The sequence below is a fragment of the Paraburkholderia sp. J69-1 genome, from assembly GCF_905220255.1.
Taxonomy (GTDB): domain Bacteria; phylum Pseudomonadota; class Gammaproteobacteria; order Burkholderiales; family Burkholderiaceae; genus Paraburkholderia.
In genome coordinates this window covers 24,855-40,373 of sequence record NZ_CAJMZG010000030.1, presented here as the reverse complement: position 1 = coordinate 40,373, position 15,519 = coordinate 24,855, and the positions used below count along the sequence as shown (strand labels likewise).

The window sequence follows — 15,519 nt, the reverse complement described above, 5'->3', positions numbered from 1 at the left end:
GGATAAAGGAGACGCGGGCATGGCAGAAGGCAATACAAAGAAGTGGGCCGGGCAGTGTCATTGCGGCGCGGTGCGTTTCGAAGCGACCTTGAGCGACGGTTTGAATTCGGTGCGCCGCTGCAATTGCTCCTATTGCCGGATGCGCGGCGCAGTCGTCGTGACGGCGGAATTGGGCGGGATCACCGTGCTTCAGGGCGAAGGGATGCTGACGAGCTACCGCTTCAATACGGGTGTCGCGCAGCACTTCTTCTGTTCGCGTTGCGGGATTGCCACGCATCTTCAGCGTCGCTCAAATCCCAATCTGTTTGGCGTGAACGTGGCGTGTCTGGACGGCGTGAGTCCTTTCGATTTCGCCGAAGTGCCCGTGTCGGACGGCGTCAATCATCCGTCCGACACGGGCGGGCCGCCGCGGCTGGCGGGGACACTGCGGTTCGATGCCGGGCAGTAGCATTTTTGCTGAGCTTCACCTCTTAACCATTCATTCAAGTCGCAGGCCACTTTTCTCAATAGACGTTCGACGGTGCGCTGGCAAAATCGCCCGACAAACGGAGACAACGCAATTCATCGGCGCGGCAAAAATCGCTGGCGAATTGCGTCTTACACTATGAGGATAAGAACGGCCATGACGTACAGGTCCGCAATTTTTATCTGCGCGGCGTTGATGGGCGCCTCGCCTGCGTGGGCCGGCGTTTCGCCGCCCCTGATCCAGGGCGCGGACAATACCGTCACGCTATATGGTTCGGTCGACGAAGGTGTCGAATACATCACAGGGCAGGCGTCCGGCAAAGGCACGACCAGCAGCGTGCGCACGGGCTGGGGCACGGACACTTCATTCTTTGGCATACGCGGCAATGAGAATCTGGGCGGCAGCCTCCACGCCATCTGGGATCTGGAAGGCGGTTTCCAGGCGAGCAACGGTGCATCGAGTCAGGGTGGTCGCTTATTTGGGCGGCAGTCTTATGTCGGACTCGCAGGGGATCTCGGTAGCCTGACCTTTGGACGCCAATACACCATGCGCGCCTATGCTATCAAGCCGATCAACCCGTTCGGCTTCGGCGCGCAAGGGCTCACTACGCTGGATAACGGCATTGCCAATCCTCGCGCCGACAATTCGGTCAGCTACCGCTATCACATCGACGATTTCGAAGCCGGCGTGAATTACAGCTTTGGCCGCGACGCGGTCGACGGGGACAGCGTGGTTGCAACCAATTGCCCTGGCGAGACATCGCCTTCGAACGAATGCCGGGAATGGTCCGCGATGCTCAAATATGAAAGCCGGATCTGGGGCATCGTCAGCGCATATGAGCGCAATTACGGTGGCACCTCGGCAACCTGGGGCGGCCTGACATCGCCGAAACTCACGGATAGCCGTTTTATCCTTGGAGGCTATTTCAATGTTCGCGAAGCGCGCTTCGGCGCGGGCTGGATCCGGCGCGATGACGAAGGGATTTCGACGCCCAAAAGCAATTTGTTCTGGTTGACGGGTACCGTGCCCGTGAGTCCTTTCCTCTCGTTCGACAGCGAAGTGGCGGAGCTCAAATACGATCAATCGCCCAATAAGGCGGTGATGTTTGTGTTGCGCGCAGTCTATTCGCTTTCCAGAAGCACGGCGCTTTATGTGACCGGCGAGCACATCAAGAACAGCGGCTCGCTCGCGCTGGCGGCCAGCACCATCATTCCCGTGGTGGGGCCGCCTGGCGGCGGCTCGCAAACGTCGATCATCGCGGGCATCCGGCATCGTTTCTAGCGCACCGCTGATATTCGTTCGGCAACGCAACCTGCGCACGCCCGCGCAGGTTGCGTTTTTTCGTTTGCGGGAATTGAACGCGAATCAGTGCGAATTCGAGTCAACGCATGGCTTAACCAATTGCTCAAACGGTCAGCCATTTTTCTCAATGGACCTGTGGCCGTGCACAGGCAAAATTTCGGTGCATTACAAATAAATCAAATCTGGATTACGCCGATGCAGCGCGCCACGCCGGCAAGCTGCACGAGCCATTGTGATCCGACACATGGAGACAGCGACGATCATGAAGTGCAGATCCGCAATTTGCGCCGGCGCGGCGTTGATGAGCATTGCGCCCACCTGTGCACTGGCCGATAGTGGCAGCGCAGCCAGCTTTCAGCCGTTTGGCACCAGTTCAGTGACGCTCTACGGCTTGATCGATCAAGGCCTGGAATACGTGAATAACGTCGCAAAGGGCAAAAACGCCACCACAAGCGCGTTTCGCGAAGGAGACGGCACCGCCACCTCGTTCTTTGGCATTCGCGGTAGCGAGGACCTGGGCGGCGGCACCCGGGCCATCTTCGATCTTCAAGGCGGTTTCCAGCCCAATAACGGCGTATCGCGCCAGGGCGGCCGCCTGTTCGGTCGTCAGTCTTACGTGGGGCTGGACAGCCCATACGGCAGACTCACTTTTGGGCGGCAATACACGATGCGCTTTTTCGCCACTTCGTTTATCAATCCGTTTGGCACGGGCGCACAAGGTCTCACTACGCTGGATAATGGCATTGCCAACGCGCGCGCCGATAATTCCGTGAGTTACCGCTTTTTTCTCGGCGCGCTGGAAGGCGGCGTGAACTACAGCTTCGGGCGCGATGCCGTGGCAGGCAATAGCTCTGTCGCCTCGAATTGCCCCGGTGAAACGGTTCCGTCGAACGAATGCCGCGAATACTCCGCAATGATGAAATACGACGGCGGCAACTGGGGCGTGGCGAGTTCCTACGAGCGCAATTATGGCGGCACGTCGGCCACGTGGGGCGGGCTGACCTCGCCCAAACTCACCGATAGCCGCTTCACGCTGGGCGGCTATTTCAAGGTCAAGGGGGCGAAGTTTGGGGTTGGCTGGATTCGCCGCGACGACGAGGGCATTGCAACGCCGAAAAGCAATCTGTTTTGGGTGACCGGCACCGTTCCCGTCACGCCGTATTTTTATATGGATGGCATGGTGGCGCATCTGCAGTACGATCATTCTGCCAATAAGGCGCTCGTATTCGTATTGCGCGGCGAATATATTTTGTCGAAAAGCACGCTGCTCTATCTGACCGCAGAGCATATTCATAACGACGGCACGCTGGCACTTCCCGCTACCACCATCACGCCCACTGCCACGCCGCCCGTTGGTGGATCGCAGCTCTCCGTGATCGCAGGTATCCGGCACACGTTCTAAGGCGGGTTGCTGTCTTCCGATGGCCGGACATCAAGCCGGCCATCGGCGAATCAGGCGATTAATTTCGCCGCCGCGTGCGCCGCCGACATATCGGCGACATCGTCGAAAGCCTGTTTGCGATCGAGGCTGCCCAGCCCGATATACATGTCCTGAAGATAGCCAATGTCGTCGCGCGTAAGCGATAGATCCGCGGAATAAGGCCGCTGCGTTTCGTTGAAATTCCAGATGGCTTGCGCCGAAGCTCTGTCGAATTTTTTCTGCGCATGCCGGCGCGCATCGAGGAATGCCTCGTGCGAGGCGGGCGACATCAGGAATTCGTAAAGTGCGCCGTAGGCCGCCATCACGGCAACCATATCGTCATGCTTGTGGCGGATCGCGTCATCGGAGGCATAGGCGGTCTGAAAAATACAGCGCGGCAGCGCGTCCCACATATTGCCGTCGTTAATGACCACAAGACCGTCCTGATCGTTGAGATGCGAAATGCTCGAACAGCTTGCATCGACTTCGCCATTGACCACCGCTTCATGGCACGCGTCGTTGCTGCCTTTATCGACAAAGCGAATCTGCATTGCATCGATGCCGCGTTCCTTCAGGAGTTGCAGCATCAGCGCATGCAGCAGGCCGCGCGCCGGGCCTACGGCAACGGTTTTCCCTCTCAGGTCGGCGAGCGTTTTGGTGCCATCGGGCCGCGCAAAAACCGTCAACGCACACTTTCTCATACCCGCGCCGACGATTTTCACCGGCGCGCCTTGCGCTATACGCGACAGCACCAGGTTGTACCCGGATACCATGCAGAGGTCGCCCGCACCGGTGGCGATCGCGTCGAACGGACCCATGACACCCGGTATCTGAACGATTTGCGCATTGACGCCGAATTTCCGGAAAAACCCGGTTTCACTCATGAGTGCATTGAGCGTAGCGTTCTCCAGTCCTGGATTGCTGACGATGCGTATCGGCGCCGTGGCGGCGCGCGCCAGCCACGGCGAGGTGAATGCGCCAGCCGCAACGCTCAGACCGAGAAGGCCCGCGCTGCGTAGAAAATGCCGACGACTGGAATACTGGGACATTCACGCTCTCCGCGTGCCGGATGAATCGGCACATTGTTATGGCTGCTATGACTGCTACAACGGCTAGGGCTGTTATCGCTGCGCCCGGGGTCGATTCTTGCGCATCTACCCTGGGGGAGGACGTCGTGTTGGCTGAAAGCCGCTCATCGCGGCGTCACTACGCGCAGCGTGATCGTGCCAGTGGTCTGTCGGCCCGGCAATTGAGGAAAAAGGCGTTAGACTTAACGAACTGGTAAAACCGGGAAAGGTGACGAGTTGTCGGAGTTCGACTGGTACCTGCAAATCAACCTGAAGGCGCGGCATTTACACCTTCTGGTGGCGATCGATACGTACCGGAACCTGACCCAGGTGGCAGATGTGACCCACGTTACCGTGCCAGCCGTTTCCAAGGCGCTGGCCGAACTGGAAAAAGGGCTGGGTTTAACGCTGTTTTCGCGTACGACGCAGGGCCTGGTTCCCTCGCCCTATGGCGATTGCCTTATCCGCCACGCGCGCGACATGCTGACGATTCTGCATCAGGCCCGTGACGAACTGAAAGCCTTGAGTTCGGGTACTGAAGGCAAGGTGCATATCGGCATGTTGCCGGCCTCCGCCTCCGTGTTGTTGCCTCAGGCGCTAAGCCTGCTCAAGCAGCGTTCGCCCAGCACCAATGTGGTCGTGATCGAAGGCACGACCAGCTCCCTGCTGCCCGAACTCTGGCAAGGTCGTCTCGATCTCGTGGTAGGCCGCTTGCCACCGCCGGATACGCTGGGCAGTTTCGAAGAAAAGGAGTTGCTCGAAGATCCGGTCACGCTTGTCACGGGCCGCCATCATCCGCTGGCGAGCAAGAAAAACCTCAAATGGGCCGATCTCCACACCTATCCGTGGATCTTGCCGCCGCCCGGTTCGATCCTGCGGGATCCGCTCGAGCGCGCGCTGGAAGCGCACGGCGTGCCGCTGACGAATAACTACATAGAAACCCTTTCCATTCACGTCGTGCGCGCGCATTTGCAGGTGTCGGATTTTATAGCGGTGATGGCCGATACACCGGCCAGCGACCCTGCACAACCGCTTCATACGCTGGCGTTGCACCTTCCCCGTTTGCTGCGTCCCGCGGGTGTACTGTGGAATCGCAATCGCGGCTTGACGCCCAGTGCGCAACTGATGGTTGCATGCCTCGACGAGGCCGCCGCGCGGCTCGCTAAAAAGAACCGGATTGCCGCCTAGGCGCCGGCTGCGATTTTCTGTTTCACGCAATCGGTCTGCGCACCGTCTCCCGTCTTGATCCTCGTCTTGCCTTAACCATTTGCTCAAACCCCGGGCCAATTTTCTCAATTGACCCCTATGGTCGGCGCGGCGAAAAATGTCCCTGCGTTCACTGAATCAACGAACGTAGACAAAAGCGATTCACGGCCGGCGCGGTGCGGTTTGCCTGCTGGATGGCCTTAAAGGCGAATCGCGGATTATGACCGGAGACAGGTACGAGCATGAAGTTGATGACCGCAATACGTACGTGCGCGGCGTTGATCGGTATTGCCGCAATGGCAATAACCGGCCCCGCTTTTGGCCAATCGGTCGAAGACTTTTATCACGGCAAGATTCTCACGATCGTCGTTAGCGCCGACGCGGGTACGCCGACCGACATCATCGCCCGGCAGTTCGCGCGCTTCTTCGTCAATTACATTCCCGGCAAGCCGCGCGCCGTGGTGATGAATGTGGTGGGGGCGGGCGGCATGGTTGCCGCGGCCTCGCTGCAGACGCGGCAACCGGACGATGGCAGCGTGATTGGCTTTCTACAGCGCAATAACCTCTATATTCCGCTGCTCGATCCGCGCCAGAACCGTTTCGACCCGCGCAAGGTGCGCTGGCTGGGCAGCCTGAATAAGGTCGAGTATTGCATCGTGTCCATGACGCGATCCGGCGTCACGTCGATGAGCGATCTCACCAGCAAAAAGATGTATGTGGGCGCAACGGGTTTCGCCAATGAAGACCGCACGTTGCCCGCGCTGCTCGATGAATATCTGGGCGCGAAAATGCGCATCGTGCCGGGTTACACGGGCCGCGGTGAAGTATATCTGGCGATGCAGCGCGGCGAAGTCGACGGCTGGGCCTCCACGCTCGACGGCCTGCAACAGGGCGAACCGGTGCGCCTGCTGGCCAACGGCAAGATGAAGGTGCTGCTGCATCTGGGCTGGACGAGTCCCGCGCCGTTCGCCGATGCGCCGAATCTGAGCACCTTTATCACCGATCCCAACGTCAAGGCGCTGTTCAACCTGTTCCTGCTGCCGTTCGACGCGGGCCGCCCGATTGCGGTGCCGCAAGGGGTGCCGCAGGACCGGCTGGATGCGCTGCGTACGGCATTCGATAAAACGATCAAGGATCCTGATTTTATCGATGCGATGAAGCATTCCGGTTATCCGATCGACCCGATCGCCGGCAATGCGGTGGAGCAGATCGTCAGCAAGCTCTACGCCACGCCCGCGCCGCAGATCGACAGTGCCCGCAAGCTTATTTTCAGTTCTCACTGATCGCAGTGCGCCTGCGCGAATGCGATGCCGTTCGCGCAAGTGCGCCTTACTCCGAAACAGCGCCAGTCATGCACCTCGTGTGGGTGAGTGACCGCCAATTACCGAGAGGTTAATCTCATGACACCCGAAATCATCGATATTCATCCGCACATTATTTCGACCGATACGGTGCATTACCCCATCGCACCGCAGCATGGCCACCGCTCCAAATGGTCGGCCACGCGACCGGTCACGTTCGAGCAGATGCTCGCCGAAATGGACGAAGCGGGCGTGGCAAAAGCGGCCATTGTGCATTCGTCGACAACCTACGGTCACAACAACGCGTATGTCGCCGATAGCGTCGCGCAGCAGCCGAAGCGTTTCACCGGCGTTTATTCTTTCGATCTGATGGCGCCCGACGCGCTGAAGACCTTTGATCATTGGCTCGCCAATGGCATGGGCGGCATCCGCCTGTTCACGGGCGGCGCGACGCATCAAGGCGACAGCAGCTGGCTCGTCGATCCGGCGACGTTTCCGATCTGGGAGCGTTGCGCGGAAATCGGTATGACGATGGCGGTGCAGACGACACCCGAGGGCCTGGCGATGGTCGCGCAACTGGCGGAACGCTTTCCTTCGGTCAGGATCGCGCTCGATCACTGCGCACGTCCCGATCTCGAAGACGGCCCGCCGTATGCGCGTTGTGCCGGGCTGTTCGAGCTCGCGAAATACGACAACGTGTACATGAAGATCACGCCGCGCACCTTCGATCTCGCGCAAAACTCGCCGGGCGGCGCCCAGCCCTTTTTCGCGAAGCTGGTCGAAGTATTCGGCGCGGACCATCTGGCGTTTGGCTCGAACTATCCGGCATCTGCCGGACCCTTGAAGACGCTGGTCGAGCAGGGCAACGCATGTTTTGCGGCGCTCAGCGACGAAGAGCGCGCGTGGGTCTGGGGCCGCACGGCGAAGGTTCTCTATCCGTCACTCGCTGACTGATTTCGTCGAACGACCGGGTATCAACGTGGCGTTATGCGCTGACCCATACCCGATCTTCGCAGCCCGGTCGATTTGCATCAGGCAATCGCCGGGGTCGCTTCTTCATCAGGATGACGCATGGAATTCTTCAACGATGCAACGTTAATGGCAGCGGGCCATGCGCTGTCGACGATACTGCAATTCAACCGGCTGATCTTCCTGGTCTTCGGCGTCATGGTTGGCCTCGCGATCGGTTTGCTGCCGGGCATCGGTGGCTTGACGGGTTTTGCCTTGCTGGTGCCGTTCACCTACACGATGGACCCGTATGCGGCCTTTGCGATGTTGCTGGGCATGGCGTCCGTGATCACGACCTCGGACGTGATTCCGGCCGTGTTGTTCGGCGTGCCGGGTCACGCGGCTTCGCAGGCAACGGTGCTAGACGGCTTACCGATGACCAAACGCGGCGAGGCCTCGCGCGCATTGAGCGCCTGCTATACATCCTCGTTGCTGGGCGGTTTGATCGGCGCAGTCATGCTGGCGGTGTCGTTGCCGCTGGTGCGGCCTTTCGTGCTGTCCATCGGCACGCCGGAAATGCTGGGTTTGACGATCTTCGGCGTTTCGATGGTCGCGGCGCTATCGGGCAATGCGCCGCTGCGCGGCGTGGTGGCGGCCTGCTTCGGCATTCTGGTCGGCATGATCGGCACCAATGTCGAAACCGGGCAAATGCGCTGGACCGCCAATATTCTTTATCTGCAGGATGGCATTCCGCTGGTACCGATCATTCTCGGCATTTTTGCGCTGCCGGAACTGTGCGAACTCGCGATCCGTCGCACCGCGATTGCCGAAAACGTGCAGTTCAGTTCGCGCAAAGGCATGCAGCAAGGCGTGCGCGATAGCCTGCGCAACTGGTTCCTGGTGCTGCGTTGCGGTGGGCTGGGCGCGTTGCTCGGCGTGGTACCGGGCATTACCGGCGCGGTGACCGACTGGATTGCCTACGGCCATGCCTTGCAGACATCGAAGGACGCGAAGCAGTCGTTCACCACGGGCGACGTGCGCGGCGTCATTGCGCCCGAAGCGGCCAATAACGCACGCGAGGGTGGCAGCCTTGTGCCGATGCTTTCATTCGGCGTGCCAGGCGGCGCGGCGCAGGCAATTTTGCTGGGCGCAATGATGGTCCACGGCTTTATTCCCGGCCCGGACATGCTCACCAAGCATCTGGATTTCACCTATTCGATGGTGTGGTCTATCGCGCTGGCCAATATCTTTGGCGCGGGTCTGTGCTTTTTGCTCAGCGGGCAATTCGCGAAGGTCTCGACGCTGCGCTATACGCTGATCCTGCCCGTCATCATGCCGATCATCTACGTGGGCGCGTTTCAGGGTTCGCGTAGCTGGGGCGATCTCTTTGTGTTGCTGATCGCGGGCGTGATCGGCTGGACCATGAAGCGCCTCAAATGGGCGCGTCCGCCGGTGATTCTCGGCCTCGTGCTGGGCGTGCTGATGGAGCGTTACATGACGATCTCGTTCGTGCGCTACGGCACGGCATGGGTCACGCGGCCAGTGGTCATGGTGCTGCTCGCACTCGCCGCGCTGGTGTTTTTCAAGCCCTTGTTCAACGCATTGCGCGTGGGCGGCATGGCCCGTTTTCGGCCTAGCGGCAAGATCGACTTCAAGCCGGAAGACCTCGTCTACGTGTTCTTCATCGGCATTGGCGCTTACATGCTGGTGTCGGCGCAAAGCTGGCTGCTGATGGCGCGCATCGGGCCCACCGTGATTGCGAGCATCCTGGTCGTGGCCGGGTCCATCAGCCTGTTTTACAAGGTGTTTTTCGTGCCGGTCAAGGCAGCGGGGGGCAACGGCATCCATATGGATGTGTCGGGCGACCACGCGGAGAAACTGCCGAACGCGGTCACGCTGACGCGCGCGGCGCGATTCTTCGGCTGGTTCGTGGGGTTTCTGGCGTGTATGTCCGTGATAGGCATGATTCCCACGGTGCCGATCGTCATCGTGGCGTATATGCGGATCGAAGGGCGCGAATCGTGGAAGCTCAGTCTGATTCTAGCCGCCTGCGTAACTGCACTGATTTACGGTGTATTCGACCAGATTATCCATATTCCCTGGCCGAGCAGTCTTTTCTGACGATCGAACGACACAGCAGTTTGATTGGCATAACGAATTAATGAAGGAGCTGTAACGATGACAAACCGAATCGAACGCATCGATCCCGAAACCGCCTCGGACGAACAGAACAAGGTTATTGCGCGCCTGGGAGAAGGGCGCGGAAGGATTCCCACACCCTTCCATATCTGGCTGCATAACCCGAATCTGGCCGCCGGAATGGAAATTATCGGCACCCATGTCGATCGCTCGCCCGTGCTGACCGAAGCGGAAAGCGAAGTCGCGATTCTCGCGACGGCTGTGTTCTGGAACGCGCCGTATGTGATCGCCAATCATCGTCGGCACGCGCTCAAAGCGGGCGTACCCGAAGCGGTGGTGGAGGCCATTCTGGCAAAGCGCCGTCCGGAAGCGGGCGACGACCGCTTTGGCGCGCTGTGCGCAGCGGTGAGCGACATTCTCGCGGGCGCGGCAATCGAGGAGACGCGTTTCGCGCGCTACGACGCCGTGTTGGGCCGCGCCGTGATTGCGGAACTGCTCGTGACGGTGGGCTATTTCACGTCGATTTCGCTGGGCATGACCTTGCACGCGCTCGAACCGAAAGACTGACCTCGCCGTAACCCGCGGAGGTACACAAAGTGTCCGCTCTCGACTGGTACCTGCAGATCAACCTCAAGGCGCGCCATCTGCGCCTGCTGGTGACGATCGACACCTACCGCAACCTAACCCAGGTGGCCGACGTCACGCACGTGACGGTGCCCGCTGTTTCGAAGTCGCTGGCCGAACTCGAACGGGGCATGGGCCTCACGCTGTTTTCGCGCACGGCGCAAGGACTGGTGCCAACGCAATACGGTGATTGCCTCATTCGCCACGCGCGAGAAATGCTGACCATCCTGCATCAGGCGCGTGACGAACTCAAGGCGCTCAGTTCCGGCACGGAGGGCAAGATCCATATCGGCATGCTGCCTGCTTCGGCTTCCGTGCTGTTGCCGCAAGCGCTCAGTCTGCTCAAGCAGCGCTCGCCGGGAACCAACGTGATGGTGACCGAAGGCACCACTGCGTCGCTCTTGCCCGATCTCTGGCAGGGCCGTCTCGATCTCGTGGTGGGCCGCTTGCCGCCGCCCGACACGCTCGGCAGTTTCGAAGAAAAGGAATTACTTGAGGAGCCGGTCACACTTATGACCGGCAGGCACCATCCACTTGCGCGCAGAAAGTCGCTCACATGGGCCGATTTACGGCCGTTTCCGTGGATCTTGCCGCCGCTTGGTTCGATCCTGCGCGATCCGCTGGAGCGCGCGCTCGAAGCGCACGATGTGCCGCTGACCCATAACTACATCGAAACGCTTTCGGTGCACGTCGCACGGGCGCATCTGCAGATATCCGATTTCATTGCCGTGATGGCGGGTACGCCTGCGGGCGACAACGCTCAGCCGTTGCATACGCTGCCCTTGAGTCTGCCGCGGCTACTGCGACCGGCTGGCGTGCTGTGGAATCGCAATCGCGGCTTGACGCCCAGTGCGCAATTGATGCTGTCGTGTCTGGAAGAAGCGGCCGAGCGATTGCGCACGGGCCAGGGGACAGCGCCGCGCCCGGTAGCGGCGGTGCAGAAAGCGGGCCGCCCGCCTGCGGACGCTTAGCTATCCGCTCAACCTCGCGCGCCATTCGGGCTGCGTGCACAAGCTCTTCGCGCCCGAGGTTTTACCAATCGGTTAAGTCGGCAGCAGGTTAATTCAATAGACGTAAAAGTGGCGCGGAAAGATCATTTCATCAACGAGATCACCTGAAACGCCCGATTCAATTGTCCCAATTAGATGCAGATTTAAAGGGGCAACGATGAACGCCAGGTCGATCCGATCGTTCAAGTCAAAGGAGACTCAATTGTCCAGCAAAGTTCATCTGAAGCTCGCCATCGCCGAGCACCCGCACACCGCCGCCATTCGTGACGGCTCGATTCCCATCGAAGGCGTGGACGCGGAATTCATCACCGTGCATCCGCAGATCGGCGCATTTCGCCGTATGGTTCGCGACGTCGAATTCGATGTCTGCGAACTCGCGCCGACCACCTATATCATCGCTCGCGCTTATGGCGCGCCCTTCGTCGCGCTGCCTATCTTTGTCGTCCGACGTTTTCACCATTCGGGCCTGCTCGTGCGTCCGGATGCGGGCATCAAGACGCCCAAGGATCTCGAAGGCAAGAAGGTGGGCGTTCGCGCCTATTCGGTGACGACCGGCGCGTGGACGCGTCAGGTGTTGATCGACGAATTCGGCCTCGATCCGTCGAAGGTGACGTGGGTGGTCGACGACGAAGAGCACGTCACGCAACTGCAACTGCCGCCGAACGTCATCCACGCGCCGGCCGGCACCTCGCTGGCCGACATGATGGCGAAGGGCGAACTCGTGGCGGGCTTTCACGGGAACGCAGGCATTGGCCGCACGGGCGACCCCACGGGCGGCTGGAAGGAAGTGGAGGCTGATTATCCGGATATGTTCCCGAACGCCGCGGAACTGGAGGCCGAATACTACGCACGCACTGGTGTGTATCCGATGCACGGCACCATCGTCGTCAAGGATTCGGTGCTGGCCGAGCATCCGTGGGTCGCGAAGTCGATCTACGACGCGTTCGACAAGGCGAAGAAGGACTGGTTGGCGAAGCTCGACGCAGGCGAGCTGACCGACAAAAAGAACAAGAAATATCTGGAACTGCGCAAGATCGTCGGCCACGATCCGCTGCCGTATGGCATCGAGGAAAACCGCAGGACCATCGAAGCACTCGAAGCCACGGCGTTCAAGCAGGGCCTCACGCCGCGCCGCATGTCGATGGACGAGCTGTTCGTCGATCCCCGCGCCTGATGCGCGCCTGAATGCCGTATGGAAGACAACAATGATCATTGATTGCCACGGTCACTTTACGACCGTACCTGCCTCGTTCCGCGACTGGCGCGCCAAACAGATTGCCGCCGCCAACGACCCCGCCAATGCGCCGCCGCTCTCGGGCGCTCACGTGAGCGACGACGACATCCGCGAAGGTGTCGGCAACGGCCAGTTGCGTCTGCAAAAGGAACGCGGCGGCGACCTTACGCTGTTCTCGCCCATCGCGGGCCTGATGAGCCACCACCTCGGCAACGAACGCACCAGCCTCGAATGGGCCGAAGTGTCGAACGACCTCGTGCGGCGCGTCTGCGATATCTATCCGGACAACTTCGTGCCGGTCTGCCAGTTGCCGCAATCGCCGCTGGCTCCGCCGAAGAACTCGGTCGCGGAACTGCGCCGCTGTGTGGAGGAAATGGGTTTTGTCGGCTGCAATCTGAATCCCGATCCGAGCGGCGGTTACTGGACCGGCAAGCCGATGACGGACCGAGAATGGTATCCGCTCTATGAGGCGCTCTGCGATCTGGACGTGCCCGCCATGATTCACGTCGCCGCTTCGTGCAACGTGTGCCATCACGGCACCGGCGCGCACTACCTGAACGCCGATACCTCGGTCTTCATGCAACTGCTGCAGGGCAACGTGTTCAAGGACTTCCCGACGCTGCGTCTCGTGATTCCGCACGGCGGCGGCGCGGTGCCGTATCACTGGGGCCGTTATCGCGGCATGTCGCTGGAAATGATGGACCGGCCGCTGGAAGGGCTGCTGAACAATATTTTCTTCGACACCTGCGTCTATCACCATCCGGGCGTGGAATTGCTGACCAAGGTCGTGCCCACCAGCAACGTGCTGTTCGGCTCGGAAATGATCGGCGCGGTGCGTGGCCGCGATCCGGATACCGGCGAGTATTTCGACGATACGAAGCGCTATATCGACGCCTGCGAAGCGCTCAGCGACACCGACCGCCACGCGATCTTCGAAGGCAACGCGCGCCGCGTCTATCCGCGCCTCGATGCGCATCTCAAGGCCCGTGGTCTGTAAACGCAGCCCCGGCTGGACCGACACTATGAACTACATCGACATTCATCCTCACATCATCTCCGACGATGAAAATCGCTATCCGCCCGCGCCGCTGTTCGGCAAGCGCTCGGACTGGTCGCAGGAGCGCCCCAACACGGTTGAAGCGCTGATCCAGGCGATGGACGAAGCGGGCGTGGCCAGGGCCGCGGTCGTGCATTCGTCGACAACCTACGGCTTCGACAACAGCTACGTGGTGGACGGCTGCAATCAGTACAAGGACCGGTTGGTAGCGGTCGGCTCCGTCGACATGCTGGCCGATGATGTGCCCGCGGTCATCAAAGGCTGGGCGGACAAAGGTCTTGCGGGCCTGCGCATCTTCACGGGCGGCTCGACCAAGGACTTCGACCCCAGCGAACTCGACAACCCCAAGGCCTTCAAGGCGTGGGAAATGCTCGCGGAATTGAATCTGCCGATGTGCATCCAGACCGGCCCGGTCGGCCTGCCACAGGTGCGCATGCTGGCTGAAAAGTTTGCCGGCGTAAAGATCGTGCTCGACCACCTGGGCCGCCCCGATGTGCTCGATGGCGCGCCGTACGCCAAAGCGGCGAGCCTGTTCGCACTGGCCGATCTGCCTAATATCTACATGAAGCTTACGCCGCGCATTTTTGGCGACGTGCAGAAAGAGCAGGCCAGCGCCGAAACGTTTTTCCCGCGAGTGGTGGAAGCCTTCGGTGCGCAACGTATGGCGTGGGGCTCGAATTTCCCGACCTCGCCAGGTGCGCTCAAGGACATCCTCGCCGATGCGCAGTCCGGCTTGGCTTGCCTCGACGAAGAGGCGCGCAGATGGATTTTTGGCAAGACCGCGCAAACGCTTTATCCGGGACTCGCCTGATTTCCCGCAAATTATTCGCATAACGAAATAACTGGTGACAAAGAGAGATTGCCATGTCCACGATTCGCCTGAACAGCATCATTCGCGCGCTGGAGTCGGGTAAGGCCGCGCACGCTGCCTTCTCCAAGCTCGACAAGCAGACCGCCATCGAGATGAGCGACGCGCCTTATGACGGCCTCGTCTTCGAGATGGAGCACAACCCCTACGATGTCTCCGCACTTGGCGATGCGCTGCAGTACATGCTAAACCGCAAGCAGATTGCCGAATCCGCATCGGTGGCCACGAAGGTCACGCCGATCGCGCGCATCCCGGCCAACGGCGTCGAGATGAACCAGAGCTTCGCCAAGCAGGTGCTCGATCGCGGCGCCTACGGCGTGATCTGGCCACACGTGGCGACCGTCGAGCAGGCGTACAACGCGGTGGCCTCGTGCCGCTACGCGCGCCCGAAGCATGCGCCGCTCTACGAACCGAAAGGCGTGCGCGGCGACGGCCCGGCCAACGCGGCGCGTTACTGGGGCCTGTCGATGCAGGAATACTACGAGAAGGCCGATGTGTGGCCGCTTGCGCCGCAAGGTGAACTGCTCGTGGGCCTGATGTGCGAGAGCACCCAGGCGATCGAGAATCTCGATGACATCCTCGCCAATGTGTCCGGCATCGGCTTCATTCTGATCGGCGAGGGCGATTTGTCTCAGGAACTGGGCCTGCCGCGCCAGTACGAGCATCCCGAAGTGCTCGATGCGATGCGCCAGATCGTCGAGACCTGCAAGAAGCGCAACGTCATCGTGGGCCATCCGCATGTGACGGCGAAAAACCATCGGCGCCTGAGCGAAGAGGGCTATCGCTTCCTGATGTCCGCTCCGCAGCGCACCTATGGCGTGGTGGGCCTGGCGCGCGAAATGGCGGGCTACTGATCCGACGTAGCGGGAGACACATT

General features: G+C 60.5%; 15 protein-coding genes. 13 read left to right on the top strand and 2 right to left on the bottom strand.

The features are described 5' to 3' along the window. The first annotated feature begins 19 nt into the window (after positions 1-19). The gene (locus tag U5A67_RS36600; protein WP_321818159.1) at positions 20-448 is read left to right on the top strand and encodes a GFA family protein; all 429 of its coding nucleotides are present in this window, start codon (positions 20-22) and stop codon (positions 446-448) included. 174 nt (positions 449-622) lie between these two features. Then, on the top strand, positions 623-1,747 hold the full coding sequence (locus U5A67_RS36595) for a porin (protein ID WP_321818158.1): 1,125 nt from the start codon (positions 623-625) through the stop codon (positions 1,745-1,747). A 186-nt stretch (positions 1,748-1,933) separates the two neighbouring features. Here U5A67_RS36595 and U5A67_RS36590 read toward each other — a convergent pair whose 3' ends face one another. Next, entirely contained in the window at positions 1,934-2,077 is a 144-nt protein-coding gene (locus U5A67_RS36590; RefSeq protein ID WP_321959798.1) for a hypothetical protein, read from the bottom strand. Between U5A67_RS36590 and U5A67_RS36585 the strand changes: the two genes are divergently transcribed. Then, on the top strand, positions 2,070-3,170 hold the full coding sequence (locus tag U5A67_RS36585) for a porin (RefSeq protein WP_321959797.1): 1,101 nt from the start codon (positions 2,070-2,072) through the stop codon (positions 3,168-3,170). The two genes, U5A67_RS36590 and U5A67_RS36585, sit on opposite strands and share 8 nt — an antisense overlap. A 50-nt stretch (positions 3,171-3,220) precedes the next feature. Here the strand turns inward: U5A67_RS36585 and U5A67_RS36580 are convergent, their stop codons facing one another. Continuing rightward, entirely contained in the window at positions 3,221-4,237 is a 1,017-nt protein-coding gene (locus U5A67_RS36580) for an ABC transporter substrate-binding protein (RefSeq protein WP_321818156.1), read from the bottom strand. A gap of 255 nt (positions 4,238-4,492) precedes the next feature. Between U5A67_RS36580 and U5A67_RS36575 the strand changes: the two genes are divergently transcribed. The 10 genes from U5A67_RS36575 (at position 4,493) to U5A67_RS36530 (ending at position 15,496) form a co-directional block, all read left to right on the top strand. Next, positions 4,493-5,443 carry a LysR substrate-binding domain-containing protein gene (locus U5A67_RS36575; protein WP_321818155.1) on the top strand — a complete coding sequence of 317 codons (951 nt, stop codon included), beginning with the start codon at positions 4,493-4,495 and terminating at the stop codon, positions 5,441-5,443. Positions 5,444-5,703: 260 nt separating this feature from the next. Beyond that, positions 5,704-6,744 (top strand): hypothetical protein, encoded by a 1,041-nt coding sequence (locus U5A67_RS36570; protein ID WP_321818154.1) that lies wholly within the window; start codon positions 5,704-5,706, stop codon positions 6,742-6,744. A gap of 117 nt (positions 6,745-6,861) precedes the next feature. Then, complete coding sequence (locus U5A67_RS36565; RefSeq protein WP_321818153.1) at positions 6,862-7,716, top strand: amidohydrolase family protein; 855 nt, start codon at positions 6,862-6,864, stop codon at positions 7,714-7,716. Positions 7,717-7,833: 117 nt separating this feature from the next. Further along, complete coding sequence (locus U5A67_RS36560) at positions 7,834-9,831, top strand: tripartite tricarboxylate transporter permease (RefSeq protein WP_321818152.1); 1,998 nt, start codon at positions 7,834-7,836, stop codon at positions 9,829-9,831. A gap of 57 nt (positions 9,832-9,888) precedes the next feature. After that, positions 9,889-10,416 (top strand): carboxymuconolactone decarboxylase family protein, encoded by a 528-nt coding sequence (locus tag U5A67_RS36555; RefSeq protein ID WP_321818151.1) that lies wholly within the window; start codon positions 9,889-9,891, stop codon positions 10,414-10,416. Between the two features lie 29 nt (positions 10,417-10,445). Then, the gene (locus tag U5A67_RS36550; RefSeq protein WP_321818150.1) at positions 10,446-11,444 is read left to right on the top strand and encodes a LysR substrate-binding domain-containing protein; all 999 of its coding nucleotides are present in this window, start codon (positions 10,446-10,448) and stop codon (positions 11,442-11,444) included. A gap of 241 nt (positions 11,445-11,685) precedes the next feature. Then, a complete protein-coding gene (locus U5A67_RS36545; RefSeq protein ID WP_321818149.1) occupies positions 11,686-12,657 on the top strand; it encodes an ABC transporter substrate-binding protein in 972 nt (323 codons plus the stop codon). 31 nt (positions 12,658-12,688) lie between these two features. Beyond that, complete coding sequence (locus U5A67_RS36540; protein ID WP_321818148.1) at positions 12,689-13,714, top strand: amidohydrolase family protein; 1,026 nt, start codon at positions 12,689-12,691, stop codon at positions 13,712-13,714. A gap of 25 nt (positions 13,715-13,739) precedes the next feature. Continuing rightward, positions 13,740-14,585 carry an amidohydrolase family protein gene (locus tag U5A67_RS36535; RefSeq protein ID WP_321818147.1) on the top strand — a complete coding sequence of 282 codons (846 nt, stop codon included), beginning with the start codon at positions 13,740-13,742 and terminating at the stop codon, positions 14,583-14,585. A gap of 53 nt (positions 14,586-14,638) precedes the next feature. Further along, the gene (locus U5A67_RS36530) at positions 14,639-15,496 is read left to right on the top strand and encodes an HpcH/HpaI aldolase family protein (RefSeq protein WP_321818146.1); all 858 of its coding nucleotides are present in this window, start codon (positions 14,639-14,641) and stop codon (positions 15,494-15,496) included. Positions 15,497-15,519: the final 23 nt, after the last annotated feature.